Raw genomic sequence first — 19931 nt, forward strand, 5'->3', positions numbered from 1 at the left:
GCGGGTTAGAATTAAAACGTAAGGTTTGAGTCTTCATAACCTTTAATAAGTCCTTGAAAAAAGCTCGAAAAAAGCTCAGGTGAAAAGGAGGAGGGATGTTCGAGAAATTTACGGATAGAGGCAGAAAAATCATTATTCTTGCCCGCGAAGAAGCCGAACGACATCAAAATGACTACCTGGGAACAGAGCACCTTGTCTTGGCCCTTTTGAGGGAGGGAGATGGGATAGCCCTTGCAGTCATTAAGAAAATGGGTCTTTCGGTTGAGCAAATCCGTTTAGAGGTGGAGCGAAACCTCCCAAGTGGTAGCAATACGATGACCTTTGGAGAGATCCCTTTTACCCCTCGTGTAAAAAAAGTGATCGAGTATGCGGTTGAAGAAGCAAAACTCCTCGGTCATAACTATATCGGCAGTGAACACCTTCTGCTTGGATTGTTGAGGGAAGAGGAAGGAATCGGAGGGAAGATCGTCCGAAGCCTTGGTGGAAATCTACTGACCGCACGGCAATTGACAATTAATCTCCTCCGTAAAACGACACCGCGAGAGAAGGATAAAAAGAGCAATACACCCGCCCTTGATGAATTCGGTCGCGATTTGACACAGCTCGCCGCGGAAGGATCGCTTGATCCCGTGATCGGTCGTCACGATGAGATTGAGCGGGTCCTTCAGATCCTCAGCCGCCGCACTAAGAACAATCCCGTTCTGATCGGGGAGTCCGGTGTCGGGAAGACCGCCATTGTCGAAGGTCTTGCTCAAAAAATTATCTCGATGGATGTTCCGGACAGCCTTTTTAATAGACGGGTAATTGCGCTCGATCTTGGTTCTCTTGTCGCCGGCACCAAATATCGGGGGCAATTTGAAGAACGACTCAAGGTAGTCATGAAGGAAATTGTCACTGCCGGCAATATCATTATTTTTATCGATGAGCTTCATACCTTAGTTGGTGCAGGCGCGGCCGAAGGGTCGATTGATGCTTCCAATATGCTAAAGCCGGCGCTCTCCAGAGGAGAGATCCAATGTATCGGTGCGACTACGCTGGATGAGTACCGGAAACATATTGAAAAAGATTCCGCTCTAAAGCGAAGATTTCAGCCGATTTTTGTTCAACCTCCATCACCAGATGAGACCATCCAGATCATCAAAGGATTGAAAGATCGGTATGAGGAGCATCACGGTGTGTCGATTACAGACGATGCGGTCGAAGAGGCCGTTCGGCTTTCCGATCGCTACATTTCGGATCGTTTTCTGCCCGATAAGGCAATTGATGTGATTGATGAGGCCGGCTCGAGAGCAAAGTTAATGGCTTACTCCCGACCGGAAGAGTTGCGGGCACTCGAACAGGAAGCGAAAAAAGTGGCCCGCGAAAAGGATTTGGCTATTCGACTTCAGAACTTTGAAGAGGCGGTTAAATTCCGAGAGGAAGAAGAACGTCTTAAAAAGTTGGTCGAAGAGACCAAAAGAGAATGGAAGAAAAACCAAGAAAAAAACCGTCCGAGTATTAATCGGGAAGAAGTGGCCTATGTTGTGTCAAAAATGACAGGGATTCCGCTTTTCCGCATGGAGGAAGAAGAAACGAAGAAACTTCTTCACATGGAGGAAGAGCTCCACAAAAGAATCGTTGGACAAGAAGAAGCGATTTCGGTTATTGCACGGGCCATTCGACGCTCTCGCGCAGGTCTTAAAGGAAATCGCCGGCCGATCGGCTCTTTTATTTTCTTGGGGCCCACTGGGGTCGGGAAGACCGAGCTTGCCCGGGCCGTTGCCGAATTTCTCTTTGACAGCGATGACGCTTTGATTCGGATCGACATGTCTGAGTACATGGAGAAGTTTTCGAGTTCCCGGCTTGTCGGCGCACCTCCGGGCTATGTCGGTTATGAGGAAGGCGGCCAGTTGACCGAAAAGGTCCGAAGGAGACCGTATTCCGTCGTTCTATTCGACGAGATTGAGAAAGCCCATCCCGATATGTTCAACATCTTGCTCCAGGTGCTTGATGATGGTTGCTTGACCGATAGTCTGGGTCGAAAAGTCGACTTTAAAAATACCGTCCTCATTATGACCTCCAACTTGGGAACAAGGATGGTTGATAAAGCGGGAACGTTAGGCTTCCAGAAGACATCGGATACGAGTCTCTTGGGAAAGATGAAGGATGCGATCCATGCCGAGTTGAAGCGGTCATTCAATCCGGAATTTTTGAATCGGATCGATGACATTGTCATTTTCCATCCGCTTGAGAAGAAGCATCTTGAGAAGATTGTCGATATTCTCGTCAATGAATTGAACCAGAAACTCACTGAGAAGGGAATCCATATCGAATTAACAGAGGAAGTGAAGCATTGGCTGATTCAAGAAGGATATGAGCCGTCTTATGGCGCTCGACCAATGCGGCGCTGCATTCAGAAAAATATCGAGGATTCTCTTTCCGAGGAGATTATTAAAGGTCGCTTCAAGGATGCCAAGAGAATAAAAGTTGTCCTCAAGGATAATGCCCCCGCTTTCGTTGAAGAAGAGGCAATGGCAGGAGTATAAAACCTCGAATCAAAAGAGACAGACCTCGTGAATGAAATTATAATACGGTATCGAGAATGAAAGCTCTCGATACCGTATTTTCATTATAAAGTACTTTTTTCAACCACGCAGAAACCGATTCTTGGAAGTTCTCTCAGATGAGTATTATTCATGAAGCTTTAAAAAAAGCGGCTTTAGAAGGCGCTTCAGAGACCTCAAGATCCTTCTCTCATGGCCATTTATTCAGAGCTTCTACCCAGACGCGGCGAATATATCGGTGGATTGCTATCGGTATATCGTTTTTAGTTCTGTCCGGTTTTTTCTTTTCCGTGCGGTATCCATTTTCTTTACAAAGTCATTTAGATAAATCGACACCTCCTTCCATACTGCCTTCCTTGGAGTCAAAAATAGAGTCTGCGGTCCCTCCGTTAGATCACATCTTGGCTGAAGATAAGAAAATAGATGACTCAGAAAGTATAGGAATATTGCCGAATTCTCAAGTAGAAGACGGCGAGCGCATGCTTATGACAGGAATTAAACTTTACAATGAAGGGAAAATTGAAGAGGCAAACAGCGCCTTCACAGAAGCGGTTGAGTTGCTCCCTCAATCTGCAGTAGCACATAACAATTTAGGAATGGTGCTTCGGTATCAAGAAAAGGCGGGTGAAGCGTTAATCCATTACCAGGAAGCAATTCGGCTTGATCCCAATTATGCTGAAGCGGAAAATAATATCGGTCTTATTTATGATAAAGCGGGATCAATCGATCAGGCGGCCATTCATTATAAGCGTGCAATTAATATCAAACCTGCTGTCCCCGTATTTCATTTAAATTATGCGACTTTATTGGAGCGAAAGGGCGATTTTTCGAATGCTCGGAAGGAATACAAAATTTACCTTGAACTTGAAACAGATCAGAAGAGCGAAATGATTCCTCTCGTACGTTCTCACCTTAACAAGCTAAAAGGCTTTGAATGATTATTCTCGGCATTGAGACCTCTTGTGATGAGACCGCAGTCGCGGTTACACAAGATGGGAAGATTATTCTTTCTGATCTCCTTTCATCACAAATCGATCTGCATCGTAAGTATGGAGGAGTGGTTCCGGAACTGGCCTGCCGAAGACACATCGAGGTGATCGGTCTGCTTGTTAAAGAAGCCATTGAGAAATCGGGCCGGTCGAATGAACAATTGAATGCCATCGCGGTTACAATGGGTCCTGGTTTAGTCGGCGCCTTGTTGGTCGGTGTTTCAATTGCAAAGTCCCTGGCCTACTCTCTGAAGATTCCGCTTCTAGGTATTCATCATCTGGAAGGACACATTTCAGCGGCTTTTATCGAGCATGAGGACATCGTTTTCCCGTCTATTGCATTGATTGTCTCAGGGGGACATACCAATCTTTATTATATGCCGCAGAGAGGAAAATATCGGCTGCTCGGGAAAACAATTGACGATGCAGCGGGAGAAATTCTAGATAAAGGAGCGAGGATGTTGGGTTATTCTTATCCTGGAGGACCTGTCATCGACCGTCTGGCTCAGAAGGGAGATCCGGAACGAATTCCCTTTCCTCGTCCTTATCGGTCATCTTCCAATTTAGATTTTAGTTTTAGCGGACTCAAAACATCACTCATGCAGACCCTGTTCAAGATGGGAAAAGCCCCCGAGGATTATATGTCCTCTCATCCTGATATTGCTGCAGGCTATCAATCGGCGATTGTGGACACTTTGGTTGAGAAAACATTTTCTGCCGTTCAACGGGAGAATGCAAAGAGTGTCATGCTGGTGGGGGGAGTGGCCGCAAATAGCCTTTTAAGAAAGAAATTCCTTTCGGCTGGGGAACGCCTCGGGATTGCAGTGTATATCCCTTCATCCCGGTTGTGCACGGATAATGGTGCAATGATTGCCATGGCGGGCATGTCTCATCTTGAAGAACATCATTTTTCATCTCTGGATTTAAATCCGAGTCCAAACTTGGAATTAATGAGTTAAATCCTTCCTGCAAACATTTTCTCCTTCTACACAACCTCCATATTTAATGAACAGACGTTGCCGTTTGAGCGCTCTAGAGGCTTCCGACATAAGCAATGTCATATCACGTTTACTCTCCTGCCTCAGTTATTAGAAATTTTTCATGAATCATTCAACAATGTTGTTATAACCCATCTATTTTATTCACATTTTAATCTATAAAATTTCCACTTTATTTGACAATTTTAAGACATATGATAGGCTAGTTATCGGGATGGTATAATACCGATTTGGTCTTGAATTATATGCCTACCAGAGTCAAATGATGATCGGGATTAACAAAAATAATTTAATATAAACAAGATCTTCAGAAAAGTTATTTCTGACTAAAAAATAACTACCAAACAGAGGCATGATGCTTATTCCTGGGAAAAACACTTGAGTAGACGAATATCCCGTTACCTGCCATATATTATTTCTATCCTGTTCGTTTTATCCCCCATATTAAGAAACAAGTGTTATTCCGAAGAATTACCTCTCCATACTTTTGAAAAAGGGGTTGAAGCCCTTCAAAAAGGGGACCTTCAATCAGCGGAAGAGATTTTTCGTGCAGTTTTGAAAGGTGATCCTGAAAATCCATTCGTTTATTTTAATTTAGGGAGTATTTTCGCTGCGACACGACGAATAGACCTGGCTTTGACGGTACTGAATCGAGCTGTTGAATTAAAGCCGGACCTCGTTGCTGCCCATATTCGTCTCGCTGAAATTTATGAGAGTCAGGGAAATCTTGAAGAAGCTCTGAGAGAGTATGAAGAGGCATATCTTTATCTCACGGACAGTTCTCCTCTTCAAGAAACGACTATCCTAGCTCGTCTTGAAAATATAGAGAAGACGGTTCACTTCAGGGAAAATTGGAACCGTGGAATAAATTTTTTTCGGAACGGAAACTATCAAGCGGCGGAGAATGCTTTTCGAACCGTTCTTACAGTGCAGGCCAACAATGCTCTCGCACACTATTGGCTTGGAACTGTATTAGGCGTCCAAAATCGTTTCGATGAGGCAATTGAAAGTTTCAAGACATCACTGCGGCTAAGACCGAACATGACCGACTCCAGAATTCGGCTCGCAGAACTTTACGAATTGAAGGGAGATCTTTTAGAAGCGAGAGTGGAAGTGGAAAGGGCGCTCTTCTTTATAGAAGACCGGGATGGTCCTGAAGTGCAGTCTCTTGAGGAAAAGTTAAACGCGATTGAAGATCAGCTTGAGGTAAACACATACATCGACCAGGCCCTTATACAAGCTGATAACAACAATATTGATGGTGCTATTTCAACATTACAATCGTTGTTTAAGATTAATCCCAATCAGGCATTAGCTTATTTCAATCTTGGAAATCTATGGGCTCGAAAGAATCGGATTGATCTTGCAGAAACGTCTTTTAAGAGGGCAATTGAGATACAGCCGAACTATTCGGAGGCCCATCAGCGCCTCGGCCAAATTTATGAAATGGTCGGATATTTCAATCGTGCAAAAACGGAATATCAAAAAGCCCAGGCTCCCTTGCAGAGGAACGATCGGCACCGAACGGAATTGGATCACTTCGTTGCAAGGGTTGAACAACAGATAAAGTTTGCGGATGAATCCGCCCGTGAACTTTATGAAGAAAGTCAAAAGCTGCTCCAAGAAGGAAAAGCTGAAGAGGCGATTACAAAATTAGAACAAGCCATCTCCATTCGTCCCGAAGATTCAGATCTGCACTATAAGCTCGGTCATCTTTATCGGCAAAATGGAAAAATCGATTTGGCGATTAATGAGATGTTAGGAGTTCTCGAGTTCAATCCGGGGCATGTACAAGCTCGTCAACAGCTTGGGGAAATGTATCAAGAAAAAGGATATCTTTATCAAGCTTTAAAAATGTTAAAAGACGCCGGTGCGCTCCTTGTCTCAGACGAAATAAGATTGCATCTTCAGAGCCTTGCAGAAAAGCTTTCTAAAATCGAATCAGAAACAGTTCTTCTTGTCAGAAAGGCGGAAGAGGAGTCTGCGGGCGGAAAATGGACAGCTGCGACTGAAACGCTGAAGCGGGCATTGTCAATCGTGCCCGATGATATTCGGATAAGACTAAAGTTGGCTCTTCTTTATATAAAATTAGGTAATACGACAGAGGCATATAGAGAATTGAATAGCATATCGCTACAAGACCCATCAACTGGGGAGGAGCAATATCATCTTGGGCTTCTCTATTTTTCGGCCGGTCAATGGGAAGACGCCAAACGAGCCTATGATCTGGCATTAAAGGCAAAAGCATTGCCTGAAGCGCTCCGCTCGAAGATTCAAACCGAGTTGGAACGGGTGAAGCGAAAGGCCAAAAATGAGATTGAAGCAAGACGGTATTTCAATCGCGGGAATCGATATATGAACGAGCAGGATTATCGCAGTGCGATTGAATCGTTTGAAAAGGTGGTTCTTTTTTATCCTTCGGATGTCGCCAGTTTATATTTTATCGGTTCATCGTATGAAAGCCTTGGAGAGGATGATCAAGCACGCAGATATTATAAGAGGGTGTTAGCAATAAACCCGATGAACATCCAGGCCAATCAACGACTTTCTTTCCTTTACGAAAAAGAAGGGAGAATTGAGAAAGCCATTCAAACATACCGCAATACGTTGGAGTTTTTAGGGGAGGGGGATTCTCCGGATGTGCTCTGGACGAGAGGGCGGCTCTCTCCTCTTGAAAAGCGATATACGATTAATCTAAGCCAGGTCATTTTAGGTTATGACAGTAATCCAAGCGGTGCATCAAATGAGGGGGGGGATATCTCTTCGTCCCTAGGGCTCACATTTAATTATTACCTTAAAAAAGACAGACGTTTACAAATACCGATCGGACTCAGCACCCAGAATACTGTTTTTTTTAGAACGAATACGGTCTTTAGCAGCGAGACCTTTTCAATTTCCGCAACCACGTTTCAAGATCCTTATTCTTTATCTTTTGAATATAACTTTTATTTGGGTATCGCCAGGGGAGGACCGACCAGCAGAGGACAAACCGGTATTCTGAGCATTTACAGAAGAGGCCATACACCTTCGGTGTTGGGATTTGTCTACAGCTATGATGATTTTTATTCATATGATCGCGAGAGCAACGATGCTGTCCGTCATAGAATCAGAATAAGCGCTGTTCAGAACTGGGAACTTAACAGCCTCAATGCTTCATATAGCTATTTTGATAATGATACCAATCTGAGTGACCAAGCCTATCAGTCTCACGGAGTCGGGGTTTCGTATAGCCGGCCATTTCTAGAAAATGCTGCGAGGGGAAGTATTTCTTATAACCTGGAGATGAAAGAATTCAAGAATCCTGATTCTTTTCTAGGAAGTTCTGCTTTTCGGAGAAATCTTCTCCACTCATTTACTCTAACCGCTCTCTATTTCCTTCAGGAGAGCTTATCCCTCGGACTCAGTTATACCGACCTAAGAAATCAATCGAACCTTCCAGCTGCCGTTTTTGTAACTGCGGAACAAAGACTATCGGGGCAAGCAGAATCCTTAGGAAGCTTCAGGGAGAAGATATATAATTTATTTATGAACTGGTCTTTTTAAAGCTAATATAAATCAATGACTTGCATAATTGACAGCGATTCACTCGTCTGGTAATTTTGAAGTAGTATCGAGAAAAAAATGCCAGGTTTGTATATACAAATAATAAGTAGCCCCAAAACAGCATATCGTTTCCTGCGTGTGCTGATCGTTTCCCTTCTATGGCTTGCGTTTATTTTCATCCTATCTCGAGGAATTGTATTCGCACAAGATGTCGAGGACATCTTTCCCAGCATTAAGACTCTCGAACAAAATGAGAAACCGACTCCACCTCCACCTGAAACTGAAAAGGGGACACAAGATCGCATAGAAAAACCGGCAGCGCCTCCTTCCCCTCTCTTTAATCGGCTTTTAGAGAAAATAAGCGATGATCTAACCTGGGGCGGGTACCTTCGAAATGAGACCTCATTTCGGTATGTTTCTCCCACCGGTTTTGACAAAATCCTCAACATTCTTCATCTGGAGGGGCGTTATCGTCTCGCTCCAAGGATTCAAGTTGCTGGACGACTCCGCGCATTTTACGACGCGGTTTACAACGTGGAAAGTATCGATGTCATCAGCCCCAGAAAAGGTCCCGACACGCTCCTCGTCGCCAATGTAACAGAGCCTGATCAGGTCCGCGGACTCGACCCCAACAATGTTCGAGACGTTCATATCGTCAAGTCTCGGATTGAATTAAAAGAGCTTTATCTCGACATCAATTTCCAGAATTTTGATCTCCGGATCGGAAGACAGATCGTCCGTTGGGGGGTTGTTGAAGGGGCTCGCGTCACAGACGAGATTAATCCGCTCGATTTTTATGAGTTGATTCTCAGGGATATTGATGACCGATATATTCCTCTCTTCATGATCAAAGGGGATCTCTACCTGGGGTCCAATACGTTTGAAGGAATTATTATCCCGGAGGTCCGGGGCCACCGTCCGGCTCCCAAAGGAAGCCAGTGGGAGCAATTCAGATTGCTTCCAAACCTTGAAAAGCCGGAGCAACCTTATGAGGATTTTCCAAACAACATCGAAAACACGGAAATCGCCTTAAAGTATACCCGCGTCTTCTCCGGTTTCGAACTCTCGGCGAGTTACTTCTACACATGGGACGATTTTCCTTCTTCTTTCCGGTCTATTGCCGGTTCAGGGGAATTCGCCCTTGCTCCGACTGTCGACTTTATCCCTAAATATAACCGTCTTCATATTTATGGGACGACTTATTCAAAGACCTTTCCGGGATTTGTATTCAATGCGGAAGCGGCCTACGTCGATGGAAAAGTATTCGGCGCTCGGTTTGGAGATGGATCATCGGTTCAAGAAGGGGAAATTCAAAAAAATTATGTGAAGTATGCGGTCGGACTCGATCTCTATATTTTAGGGATGGATGTTTCTCCCGCCGCGATCCAGCAATACATTATCGATTATGATCATAACATCATTCAGGACAGAGTCGATACGGTCGGGGCCGTTTTTATCCGCAAAGAATTTATTCACAACCTTTGGACGGGTAATCTTCTTGTACTTTACTTTTTTAACGACGAGGACTGGTTGATTCGGCCCCGAACATTTTATAACATCACTGATCGCCTCCGTGTCTCCTTCGGAGTCGATATCTTTGAAGGAAAAATCGGAACCGGTCTCCCGGGAGAATTCCACTTTGTCGGATTTTTCGATAACAACGACCGAATTTTTTGGGATATCACTTATAGCTTCTAATGCTTATGCGTACGCTCGTTACATGGTTTATCAATTTTATAGCCCTTGCTTTTGTCGGTTGCAATTCGCAAACCTTCCCCGGCGGGCCCGGATCGACCGGTATTCGTGATGTTCCCTTTTCAGAGACCTATCTTTTCGACTTCAAAACGGGCGCCGGCCCAATCTCCAGAGGCAATCCCGACGGCAATCTTCAAATCATCTCTGCCGCCGATCTTTTAACCCTCCTTGCAGCGGCTCAGGACCAGCAGTTACTCGGCCTCGGCACGGTGAGTGGACTCGTGCTTTCCAATGGAAGTCCTGTTCAAGACATTGCATTAAAAGTGACCGATGCAGATGGGAATCTTCTGGCGATTCGGATGGAAGGGAAAAAGGTGGGGAATAATCTTGTGCTTCCGGATGGGTTCATCTGCCCCGCAGAGAATATCTCGTTTGATAATATCTGCATCAAGGGAAGCGTTTACTACAACAGTCCGGGAGGGGTTCCCGATTTCTCGAATAACAGGGGGACTTCCGTCGCCGGGACATACACAATTTTCAACCTTCCTCCGGGAGAAGTCTATTTGTGGGCATCGCGGGGAGGAAGAGGCAGTGCCCGTATCAAAGTCTTTGCCAATAAAATCTCCGTCGGAAAGCTTCAAGTTATTCCGATCGCCATTTCGACCGTCGGCGTCACCGGAAGCGTGATTGAGGCGAAGGATGAATCGACAGCCGTTCCTGAGGCAACCGTATCTGTCTTGGGGACAACGGATCCGGGATTAACGACCACCAGCGATGCAAACGGCCTTTATTCATTTATCTCCATCGGGACCAATGGTAATTACCTCTTAAATGTAAGTAAATCGGGTTATTGGGATTCATACCATTCTCTGAACACAACTCCTTTCCAAGCGGCGACCAATATTCAAGATGTTACAAAAACCGTATCCACTTATTCGAACAGTTACATTGCCGAGATTGCCTCTGAGGGAGGAGTTCCGGTCGATCCCGATAAAGGGATTATCACCGGACGAGTGACCGGAGGAGATGGAACGCCGCAACATTGTGCCAAACTCTCTGTCAGGGATGCGGCTGGAAATGATCTTTCTGCATCCGGCACAGTGATTGTTTATGTCGATGGGTCTCGCGGCAGTTGTGAGGTTACAAGCGATACCGATCAAACCTCCACGAATGGACTTTTCTTTATTTATAACGTTCCGCCCGGAGAAATATTTGTAAGCTATTTCACAAAAGTGACCCTTGGATCGGGAGGGGCCACCAGCAGCTCCAGCGGCGGAATGATCGTTCCCTCTTTTCCGGGGGTGGTATTTGTACAAAACGTCACGAACTCGGGAACAAATACCGCTCAAGACCTCTCCGGAAGCATTATCGATGCAGCCAGCTCGGCCTCGGTATCCGGGGCGCAATTAACCTTCTTGGGGATCACCCCCCAAACATACTCAAGTGATTCAGCGGGCGACTATGAGGTTGATGATACACTTATTGGCGGAAGAGCATACCGGGCCAAAATATCAGAAGCCGGACATGCCGATACCTATGAAATCTTCACCATGACCGATACAGAGACAAAACAAAATTTTATCATTAGCCCGCCTTCCACTACGACGAATCCTGCCCTGGGAGAAATCTACACACTCTTAATCGATCAGGGAACGGGCCAGACGGCTGAGAATGTGACCCTGAGGATTACTGATCTCAATGGAAATCCAATTGCAGGGGGGGAAATTACCTCATCCGATGGCATTTTCCGTATTCCCAATGTGCCTCCCGGGATGGTGAATCTCTCTGTCATCTCCGGGGAAGACTCCGGTAATGCGACTCTTTATGTCTATCCAAACGGGGTGACCTATTTCGAATTCGTCATGACAAAAGTCATCCCGTCACGGGTGACTGTCTCAGGGACAATAAAGGATTCAGCAGGCGCCTCCGTCGTCGGGTCTCAATGGAGGGCCGTTGGCAGGAGTGATGTCATCTCGGCGGATGGTAATGGCGATTATCAGGGAACCTTGGAATCTTTTGGCCGGTTTATCATCAAGACGGAAAAAGACGGTTCCTACGACACCTATAATTTTTTCCCTCGCACCGGGGTACTCAGCTCAAAGAATCTCGATCTTTTCTCCATCTCTCGTGCACAGATCGGTGACGCGGCAACCCAAGCAGGAATTGCACAGAGCAGCGCCAACGGGTTGATTGTCGGGACGACGATTCGGAGCAGTTTTTCCCAAGAGATTTCTTCGACAGCCCTTGGAGCGGGCCCTCACGCCGCCGCGCTTGGGTTTTTTAATCAAGATGCCATTCTGGACATCGCGATTACAAATCCGGGAACGCCTGGAACAGTGACCGTGCTTTTTGGATCGGAAAGTGTGGACGGTGCCTTCGGTAATCCCAGCATCATTACCGATGGAATTGAAGATAATCCTTCCGCAATTGCCGTGGCGGATTTTGATGGAAATGGAAGCGCGGATTTGGTGATTACAAATCGAGACGACGATTCGATCACTGTCCTCAGGGGGGATAAGAATGGGAACTTCGTTGCTGTTGATAAACCGATCGTCGATGCCGAGCAGCAGGAAATAAACCCCCACCCACTGAGTGCCCCTATTGCGGTGGTTGCAGGTTTTTTTGATTCAGACACTTTCGCGGATATCGCTGTTGTGAATGAAGGAGACAACTCCGTGATTGTCTTGTTGGGCAACGGGAACGGCACTTTCCACCCCATTGTCCAGAATACCAGCATCGTTCAAAATGGAGTCGAAAATGCGCCGAAGGCGATTATCGCCGGCGATTTCAATCAGGACCAGCGGATGGATATGGCCATTTCTAATTCAGGAAGCGGAACAATCACCGTTTTGCTGGGAAGCACCGATGGAACTTTCCAACCGTTGAGCGACCCAAACACCGGTTCACCAATCTCCGTCTCGGTCGGAAGCGGCAGTCAACCCGAGTCCATGGCGTTAGTGGATCTTAACTCCGACGCCCGTTTGGATTTGGCCGTTATCGACAAAAACACAGATGTCCTAACAATCTTCATCGGGAATACCAGCGGAGGGTTCGATCGGTTAGCCGATGCAAATCAGAACTTCGTTCCGTCCATTGCGATAGGAAATGACCCTTCCTCTATCAGCGTCGGGGAGTTCAACGGGGATGGGCGGGCGGATTTGGCCATCACGCGTCAGGCCGATAATTCTGTTTTGGTCCTCTTTGGGAACGGGGACGGGACATTCACTCTTTCCGACCCGATTGCACTCGAGGCGCCGTTGACAACGCCGGAGAAAATTTTACTTTCCGACCAGGACAGAGATGGGCTCTTTGATCTTGTCGTTGTTGGCTCTCATATTGGGACCTTATTGGGACGTGAGAATCCGGTCGGAGGTATCTCGCTGGAAGCACGGGATATGAATGGGGCAAGGGTCGGAGAGGTTCGCTACCTGGATAGTGCGGGGCAAGTTGATGAGAGTCTGAGCGCGACTTCCGCCGGGGTTGGATTTAACGGTGGATTTGTTATTTTTAACGTTCCGCCCGGACTGGTTATCGTCCGTGCGACTAATGGGGGAGTGGGGAATAACATCCTCGATTCGATTCCGGATGCAGTCTCTTATACGAAGCTTCGGGCGCTTTCACTGTTGCCCTCTGTGGTGTCGATTAACGGGGTTACCTATGACCCTGTGGGACCGCCGCCCGCCGGTGTTCCCGTCGGAGCGGTCAATATCCAGGTGTTGGGAATGGATGTGCAAACAAAATCGGATGCGAACTCCGGGAGTTATTCATTCGATATCGATGCAAACGGCGAATATATCGTAAGATTGTGTTGGGACCTTCCTGGTCAACCCTGCCAATAAGGGCTTATTGCCTCATTTTCATTATAAAACTCCCTTTATATTTGTCGACCGTAGCTTAATTTCTTCTTGACATTTCTCCTTTTAGTGCTATTATATTTTTAAAAGTAGCATGGTATAGATAAGGTTATAATTATCGTATCACCTAGATCGACAGATGAAATCGGAGGAATTGATGTCTTGTGACGAATTCTATCATCGCCATTACCATAAAAAGGTCACTCACACGCATGCTCATTCAGACGATATGCATCATCACCACACCCACCCTGAAGGGTTCAATGGCCATGATCATCATGAAGCGCCACCCTCTAGCGATCCTAACCATCTCCATGAACATACCCATGAGGCAGCAGAGCACCAACATTCTTCAGAACACGATTTGCTTCATTCATGCGATTCTTTAGAAGAAAAGAATTCGTTGAATGGAAAAAAAAGGCATGTAATGCATGATAGAGAACCAATACAAACAGAGGAGGAATAAATGTCCCAATTTCCCAAAAAAGAGAGGATGTGTCGCTCTCTGTCTGGGTGGAAGATCTTCTTGGTTGTTCTGATGCTCGGCGTTTTTATTTCTAAGGCGCCCTCTGCAGAAGCCCACACCAAAGGGGTCAGCCTAAGTCGGTATGGCTTGGTCGATGTCTCCTGGACGGCCAATATCGTTTATGGGAATTTCACGAACTATGAGGAAGGGGTCAATCCGATCAAGCTGGGTGATCGTCAATTTGAAGGTTTATCCGTGACCAGTTTCGATTTGGCTTTCTCTCAGGATTGCTTTATTCTCTATGCCAACCTTCCGTGTAAGTGGGCGCTCTTTACGGCATTTGCACAGGATGAGGCTGCAATTGAAGAGGCATTTATCCTCTTTCATAAATTACCTTTTTCCCTTCAGGCGAAAACCGGAATCTTTCGGGTCAATTTCATGAAGCTAAACCAGTATCACGACCATGAATGGGCCTTTGCCGATCCTCCACTGATCTCCACCTTCTTCCTCGGCGTCGACGGAGTTCACAATGTGGGGCTTGAATTCAACTGGCAGCCGCCGACGCCAGTCTTTCTGGAGTTATCGGCTGCGCTGATGCGGGGTCCGGTCGGAAATTTCGATCGTACCTTCCCAGGTGAATGGGATGAGGTGGCGGGGGATGTGAGCGCCAATGAGTTTATTTTCTTTAGCCGGGCAACGACCTTCTTTGATCTGACCCTCAATTCCAACCTGGAGTTCGGAGCCTCTTTTGCGACGGGAAAGAATAAGAGCAACACAATGGACTTTGCTGATCCTGGCTTTAATCCGCTCGCAATCGACGCAGGTTTGGGCGACCGAACCATCCTCTACGGCGCCGATTTTACGTATCAATGGAAGCCGGCTCCATACAGCCCGTATGTTCGATGGACAACCGAGTATTTGGCAGGCAAACGGGAAAATCCGGTGGTATTGGCGCTCGACCGTTCCACCCGCGCCCCTGGGGTCGATCTTGAAAGCCAGGTTGTAAGTACGGTCATGGAGGATGATACAATCGGCGGTATGTATACGGAACTAGCTTATCGATTCTCTTACTATTGGGAGGTCGATGGCCGCTTTGATTATGTCGGCATCCCGAGGGGGCACGAAGACCGACAGGCCCGTTATACCGCCAGTCTCCGGTATTACATCAACCCTGTCAGCCGGATCAGCTTCCAATATAATCATACTGATCAATCCGGCGCGGATGAAGACTATGACGTCTTTTATGTCCAATTCAATATCGGCGGCGGAACGGTCACGCCGGGGTTGGGCAAGTTTTACAATCTATTCTAGTAAAGGAGTATCGGCATGAAAAAGACCATTTTGGGAATCTTCGCTTTAATCTTTTTGGGAGCCGCTCCGTCTTGGGCAAAGCTGAATATCGTGACCAGCTTTCCCCAAGATGCCGCGATTGTGAAAGCGATCGCACAGGATAAAGCCGACGTCAAGAGTCTCACGCTGGCGTCCCAGGACCCCCACGCCATCCAGCTGAAGCCGAATCTCGCGGTTATGCTCAATCGGGCGGATCTTCTAATCGTCAATGGTCAAGATATGGAGCTCGCCTGGCTTCCGACCGCGCTGACAAATGCCAGAAATTCTGAAATACTGGAAGGAGCGCCGGGCTATCTGAATCCGTCGGAGGGGGTCGAGCTCATCCCTTACTCCCCGGAAGAATTGTTGAGCACCCCCTTTTTCACAACCAATATTATCGCCGGAACGCAGTCGGCGGGGGGAGGGCAGGTATCGGTCGTTCGGGGGAATCACCACTATTGGCTCGATCCTGCGAACGGTCTGATTGTGGCCCAGAACATTGCCAATAAATTGGCCGAAATTGATCCGAGAAATGCGGACTTCTACCAAGCGAATCTAACCCAATTTCAGAGTGCCCTGAAAGAGCGGATCGCAAAGTGGGATGCGATGATGGAGCCATTCAAAGGGACCCCCCTGGTGAGTTACCACCGGGATTGGATTTACCTGATCAAACGTCATGGCTTAAAACACGCCGGCTACATTGAGCCGCGTGAGACCATTCCGCCCAGTGCCGCGGAGATGGCTTCCCTGATTCAGAAGATGAAAGCTCAAAAAATTCCTTTGATCGTCACCTCCCCGTGGCAGAATCTTCGTCTTCCGAAAGAAGTCGCAAAGCAAACCGGCGCAACCCATCTCGTTCTTCCCTCGTCGGTGGGGGAGGATGTCGGCGTGAAAGACTACTTCGACCTCTTTGAGGTGGTCTATGGTAAACTCACGGACACGTTGAAGGGTATTCAATGAGTTCAACCGGAAAAAATGAATGCAGGTTTCAGCGAAAGATTTAACAATCGGCTATCGACGCACCCCGATTCTCTCTGAAATTAACGTCTCGATTGATCGCGGAGATTTCTGGGGGGTCGTCGGACCGAACGGGGCCGGCAAGACCACCCTTGTCAAGACACTCTTGGGAATTATTCCTCCCTTGGGAGGGGTGGTGGAACGGGCGCCCGGGGTCCGGTTCGGCTATGTCCCCCAACGGGGGGTGATCGATGACATCTTTCCGGTGACCGTCCGTGATGTGGTTCTGATGGGGCGATATCCATTTCTTGGACTGCCGGGTCGGCTGGAGAAGAAAGATCACGATCTTGCTGCACATTTCATCGAAAAGGTCGGGATGACGTCTCAGGTAAACAAACCGTATCGGGCGCTCTCAGGAGGACAGAAGCAACGAACACTCATCGCCCGTGCACTCGCAGGCGAGCCTGATATTTTGGTCTTAGATGAGCCGACCGATGGAATGGACATCGCCGGGGAGAGCACCATTATGCAGCTCCTCCTCGACCTTCACAAAGAGGCGAGGTTATCGTTGGTGATGATCACCCATATGCTTAATCTGATCTCGAATTATGCCCATAAGCTGATTATCATCCACCGTGAGAATCAGACGGTGAAAATCGGCGACACGGAGATGTTGCTGACGAACGCCACGCTCAAAGAGATCTATCAGCTCGATATCGACGCGCATCTCCTCCACGGACATAAGTACTTCTTCGTCCATCGCCACAGCGATCACGACCATCCCGATCGGAAGGGTGATCACGAACATGGCGGGCAGGGGGATCACGAACATGCTTGAGTCAATCCCGATCATCGGCAGACTTCTTCTGGCGGAAAACGGCGGATTGACCTTTTGGGAGGCCCTCCCCATCCTTCAGAGCGGAGTCGTCGCCTCGATCATGGTCGCCCTGTTGGCCGGATATCTCGGCATCTACGTGATCTTAAAACGGATCGTCTTCGTCTCGGCAGCGCTCTCCCAGATCTCCTCACTCGGGATTGCCTTCTTCTTTCTCGGAAGTGCTCTTCTGGGGAGCGGGGCTGCTTCCGCCGGGTTGCTTCCGGCGGAAGAGGGGATCGTGAACGGGCCGCTTCTCTCCTCGCTCTTCTTCGGTTGTGTAACCGCCTCGATTCTGGCGGTACAGGTCGGTGAGAAGAAGCTGACGCGGGAGAGTATCCTCGGCATCGGATATGCCTTACCGGCGGGACTCGTTTTCCTGATCCTCGATAAGCTGGCGGCCGAGACCCATGATATTGAGAATATTCTTTTTGGAAATGTCATCTTCGTCCCGGAGCGTCATCTCTGGCTGCTTGCCGGGACACTCGTCGGAGTCTTTTCGATTCACTTTCTGCTCTATAAGCGTTTTGTTTATATCTCTTTTGACCCGGAGACGGCGCAGGCGACCGGGTCGAATGTCCGCTTGCTGAACCAGCTTCTTTTCGTTACCTTGGCATTTACGATCTCGGTCTCGATCGCGGCGATCGGCGCCCTGCCGGTTTTCTCGTTCCTAGTCATGCCGGCTGCCTCGGCGTTGATGCTGACTGATCGTTTGAAGATCGCATTTTCGCTGTCGATGATCTTCGGCGTTCTTTCGGCGGCGATTGGATTTTATCTCTCATTTGTTTACTCGTTGCCGACCGGCCCGGCAATGCTTGGAGCGGCTGGGTTTTTCTTGATCCCAGGGATCCTCAAAAGAGGGCTCGGGCCCTGACGCTTTGTGGAAGGGTGTGAGCCCTCGGTGTCGACCCATCAAAGAAAAAAGGGGGACTCCGGCTCGACGCCGGTCCCCCCTGCGGGTCAGAGCATTAATGTTGATGGTGCGGTTCGTTGTGATCATGAGCATGGCTATGCGTCATCGGCTGGTGCTCGTGATCGTGTGAATGCTCACTCTTTTCTTGATCATGCTTGTGATGTTCATCTGGACGATGCGGGTGGTTATGCTTCATCGCGGCATGTTGATGAGATTGGTCCTGCATGTGATCCTCCTTATATGAACTGCCAGAGATGGTTTCCGCCGAACCGGCTTTTTTGTCGTAAAGCGATTTTTTTGCCTCTCTGAGATTGTAGCATCTTATTGCGATTGGAGCCAAGAGGTGCGGAAAGGTCTGGTCATGAGCGGTCCCAATCCCGAAGATCCGAAGGGTCTTTCCCCACAGGGACGATGTCCTTTTTGTAAATATCGGATCTACTCACGTTTCTGAATCACTTCCGAGTGCCTCCTAATCTTATCGACCAAATGAAATCCTTCCCCGAATGATTCGCCTCATGATGGTAATCGTCTGAGTTGACTTTGAAAAAGGGGCATGTTAGAAGGCATACATCGGCAATGCTCTAAAAACGAGGATTGAGGTAAAATGGAAAAGTCGGGGTCGATCTATATTAGAGGACGAGGACCACTTTATTTTAGCCAACGGAGAGATCATGATCAAAGGAGCAACCCCTTTTAAAAACATTCCGGAAAATACAATAAGTAGCCGAGGGTCGATCGGTGTTCACCAAACGTTCGTGGGAAGCTTTTTCCCCGCTTTGATGCTGCTTTTCATTCTAATTACGACGGACGCTGTGGCGGCCGGCAAGTTGAAAGTAGTCACCACCGTCGCTCCGATCACCAACATCGTGAAGAACATCGGCGGGGATCGGATCGATCTGCACGGAATCGTCCCGGAGGGGACCGATTCGCATACCTTCGAGCCGGCCCCTTCCGACATCAAATACCTTGCACAGGCCGACCTTTTGATCTTCAACGGCCTGACGCTGGAGGTGCCGACGGAGGCCCTGGCGAATGCGAACAAGAAAAAGACGGCGAAGGTCCTCAAGCTGGGAGACAACACGATCGGCAAGAAAGAATGGGTGTTTGATTTCAGTTTCCCGGAATCGGAGGGAAATCCGAACCCTCATCTCTGGCTGAGCGTGGCCCATACGATGCGCTACACCGAACTGGTCCGCGATGCGCTGACCTCGCTTGATCCCGAGGGGAAAGCCTACTATGAGAAGCGGGCGGCGGAGTATCTTGCCCGATTGAAGAAGCTGGACGAGGCGATTTTCAAGGTGATGGAAACGATTCCCGCGAAGAACCGGAAACTCTTGACCTATCATGACTCCTGGGCCTATTTCTGCCCCCGTTACGGCTGCACGGTGATCGGCGCCATACAACCGTCCTCTTTTTCGGAGCCCTCCCCGAGGGAGATGGCTCGGCTGATCGATCAGCTGAAGGCGGAAAAAGTCCCGGCGATCTTCGGCTCCGAGGTTTTTCCAAGCAAGATTCTCGATCAGATCGGGAAGGAGGCGGGGGTGAAGTTCGTCTCGACCCTCCGGGACGATGATCTTCCCGGACCATTAGAGGCCCCGGAGCATACTTATCTCGGGATGATGGTGGAAAACGTTCAGACGATGGCCTCGGTGCTGGGCGGGAAAGGGGACGCACTAAACGGAATCGACGCGCGAAACCTTCCGTAAAAGCGCACCAAATCCCTTGACATTTCAGACGTTTTATAGCACACTCTCAGAAAAAGTGTTATCT

General features: G+C 48.0%; 13 protein-coding genes. 12 read left to right on the top strand and 1 reads right to left on the bottom strand.

Features of this window, described 5'->3' with window-relative positions:
• The first annotated feature begins 95 nt into the window (after positions 1 to 95).
• From MNODULE_RS20965 to MNODULE_RS21015, 11 genes are all read left to right on the top strand, one after another.
• A complete protein-coding gene (locus MNODULE_RS20965) occupies positions 96 to 2525 on the top strand; it encodes an ATP-dependent Clp protease ATP-binding subunit (RefSeq protein WP_168063132.1) in 2430 nt (809 codons plus the stop codon).
• Positions 2526 to 2662: 137 nt separating this feature from the next.
• On the top strand, positions 2663 to 3481 hold the full coding sequence (locus MNODULE_RS20970; protein ID WP_168063133.1) for a tetratricopeptide repeat protein: 819 nt from the start codon (positions 2663 to 2665) through the stop codon (positions 3479 to 3481).
• Positions 3478 to 4491: a tRNA (adenosine(37)-N6)-threonylcarbamoyltransferase complex transferase subunit TsaD gene (tsaD, locus tag MNODULE_RS20975; RefSeq protein ID WP_168063134.1), complete on the top strand. Its 1014-nt coding sequence runs from the start codon at positions 3478 to 3480 to the stop codon at positions 4489 to 4491. Before MNODULE_RS20970 ends, tsaD begins: the two co-directional genes overlap by 4 nt.
• Positions 4492 to 4908: 417 nt before the next feature.
• On the top strand, positions 4909 to 8073 hold the full coding sequence (locus tag MNODULE_RS20980; protein WP_168063135.1) for a tetratricopeptide repeat protein: 3165 nt from the start codon (positions 4909 to 4911) through the stop codon (positions 8071 to 8073).
• Between the two features lie 78 nt (positions 8074 to 8151).
• Complete coding sequence (locus MNODULE_RS20985; RefSeq protein ID WP_320412502.1) at positions 8152 to 9771, top strand: DUF1302 family protein; 1620 nt, start codon at positions 8152 to 8154, stop codon at positions 9769 to 9771.
• A 5-nt stretch (positions 9772 to 9776) separates the two neighbouring features.
• On the top strand, positions 9777 to 13607 hold the full coding sequence (locus MNODULE_RS20990) for an FG-GAP-like repeat-containing protein (RefSeq protein WP_168063137.1): 3831 nt from the start codon (positions 9777 to 9779) through the stop codon (positions 13605 to 13607).
• A 172-nt stretch (positions 13608 to 13779) separates the two neighbouring features.
• On the top strand, positions 13780 to 14088 hold the full coding sequence (locus MNODULE_RS20995) for a hypothetical protein (protein WP_168063138.1): 309 nt from the start codon (positions 13780 to 13782) through the stop codon (positions 14086 to 14088).
• Entirely contained in the window at positions 14089 to 15399 is a 1311-nt protein-coding gene (locus tag MNODULE_RS21000; protein WP_168063139.1) for a hypothetical protein, read from the top strand.
• A gap of 15 nt (positions 15400 to 15414) precedes the next feature.
• Positions 15415 to 16377: a metal ABC transporter substrate-binding protein gene (locus MNODULE_RS21005; RefSeq protein ID WP_168063140.1), complete on the top strand. Its 963-nt coding sequence runs from the start codon at positions 15415 to 15417 to the stop codon at positions 16375 to 16377.
• 19 nt (positions 16378 to 16396) lie between these two features.
• On the top strand, positions 16397 to 17212 hold the full coding sequence (locus MNODULE_RS21010; protein WP_168063141.1) for a metal ABC transporter ATP-binding protein: 816 nt from the start codon (positions 16397 to 16399) through the stop codon (positions 17210 to 17212).
• Positions 17205 to 18122 (top strand): metal ABC transporter permease, encoded by a 918-nt coding sequence (locus tag MNODULE_RS21015; protein ID WP_168063142.1) that lies wholly within the window; start codon positions 17205 to 17207, stop codon positions 18120 to 18122. Before MNODULE_RS21010 ends, MNODULE_RS21015 begins: the two co-directional genes overlap by 8 nt.
• 94 nt (positions 18123 to 18216) lie before the next feature.
• On the opposite strand, the gene MNODULE_RS21020 is transcribed toward MNODULE_RS21015, so the two are convergent.
• Complete coding sequence (locus MNODULE_RS21020) at positions 18217 to 18387, bottom strand: hypothetical protein (protein ID WP_168063143.1); 171 nt, start codon at positions 18385 to 18387, stop codon at positions 18217 to 18219.
• A gap of 445 nt (positions 18388 to 18832) precedes the next feature.
• On the opposite strand from MNODULE_RS21020, the gene MNODULE_RS21025 reads away from it, so the two are divergent.
• A complete protein-coding gene (locus MNODULE_RS21025; RefSeq protein WP_202882299.1) occupies positions 18833 to 19867 on the top strand; it encodes a metal ABC transporter substrate-binding protein in 1035 nt (344 codons plus the stop codon).
• The last annotated feature ends 64 nt before the right edge of the window (positions 19868 to 19931 follow it).

This window comes from Candidatus Manganitrophus noduliformans, assembly GCF_012184425.1.
GTDB lineage: Bacteria > Nitrospirota > Nitrospiria > SBBL01 > Manganitrophaceae > Manganitrophus > Manganitrophus noduliformans.

Coding starts and splice junctions, on each gene's coding strand:
- MNODULE_RS20965 (WP_168063132.1), top strand. CDS start 96: ATGTTCGAGAAATTTACGGATAGAGGCAGAAAAATCATTATTCTTGCC.
- MNODULE_RS20970 (WP_168063133.1), top strand. CDS start 2,663: ATGAGTATTATTCATGAAGCTTTAAAAAAAGCGGCTTTAGAAGGCGCT.
- tsaD (WP_168063134.1), top strand. CDS start 3,478: ATGATTATTCTCGGCATTGAGACCTCTTGTGATGAGACCGCAGTCGCG.
- MNODULE_RS20985 (WP_320412502.1), top strand. CDS start 8,152: ATGCCAGGTTTGTATATACAAATAATAAGTAGCCCCAAAACAGCATAT.
- MNODULE_RS20990 (WP_168063137.1), top strand. CDS start 9,777: ATGCGTACGCTCGTTACATGGTTTATCAATTTTATAGCCCTTGCTTTT.
- MNODULE_RS20995 (WP_168063138.1), top strand. CDS start 13,780: ATGTCTTGTGACGAATTCTATCATCGCCATTACCATAAAAAGGTCACT.
- MNODULE_RS21000 (WP_168063139.1), top strand. CDS start 14,089: ATGTCCCAATTTCCCAAAAAAGAGAGGATGTGTCGCTCTCTGTCTGGG.
- MNODULE_RS21005 (WP_168063140.1), top strand. CDS start 15,415: ATGAAAAAGACCATTTTGGGAATCTTCGCTTTAATCTTTTTGGGAGCC.
- MNODULE_RS21010 (WP_168063141.1), top strand. CDS start 16,397: ATGCAGGTTTCAGCGAAAGATTTAACAATCGGCTATCGACGCACCCCG.
- MNODULE_RS21015 (WP_168063142.1), top strand. CDS start 17,205: ATGCTTGAGTCAATCCCGATCATCGGCAGACTTCTTCTGGCGGAAAAC.
- MNODULE_RS21020 (WP_168063143.1), bottom strand. CDS start 18,387: ATGCAGGACCAATCTCATCAACATGCCGCGATGAAGCATAACCACCCG.
- MNODULE_RS21025 (WP_202882299.1), top strand. CDS start 18,833: ATGATCAAAGGAGCAACCCCTTTTAAAAACATTCCGGAAAATACAATA.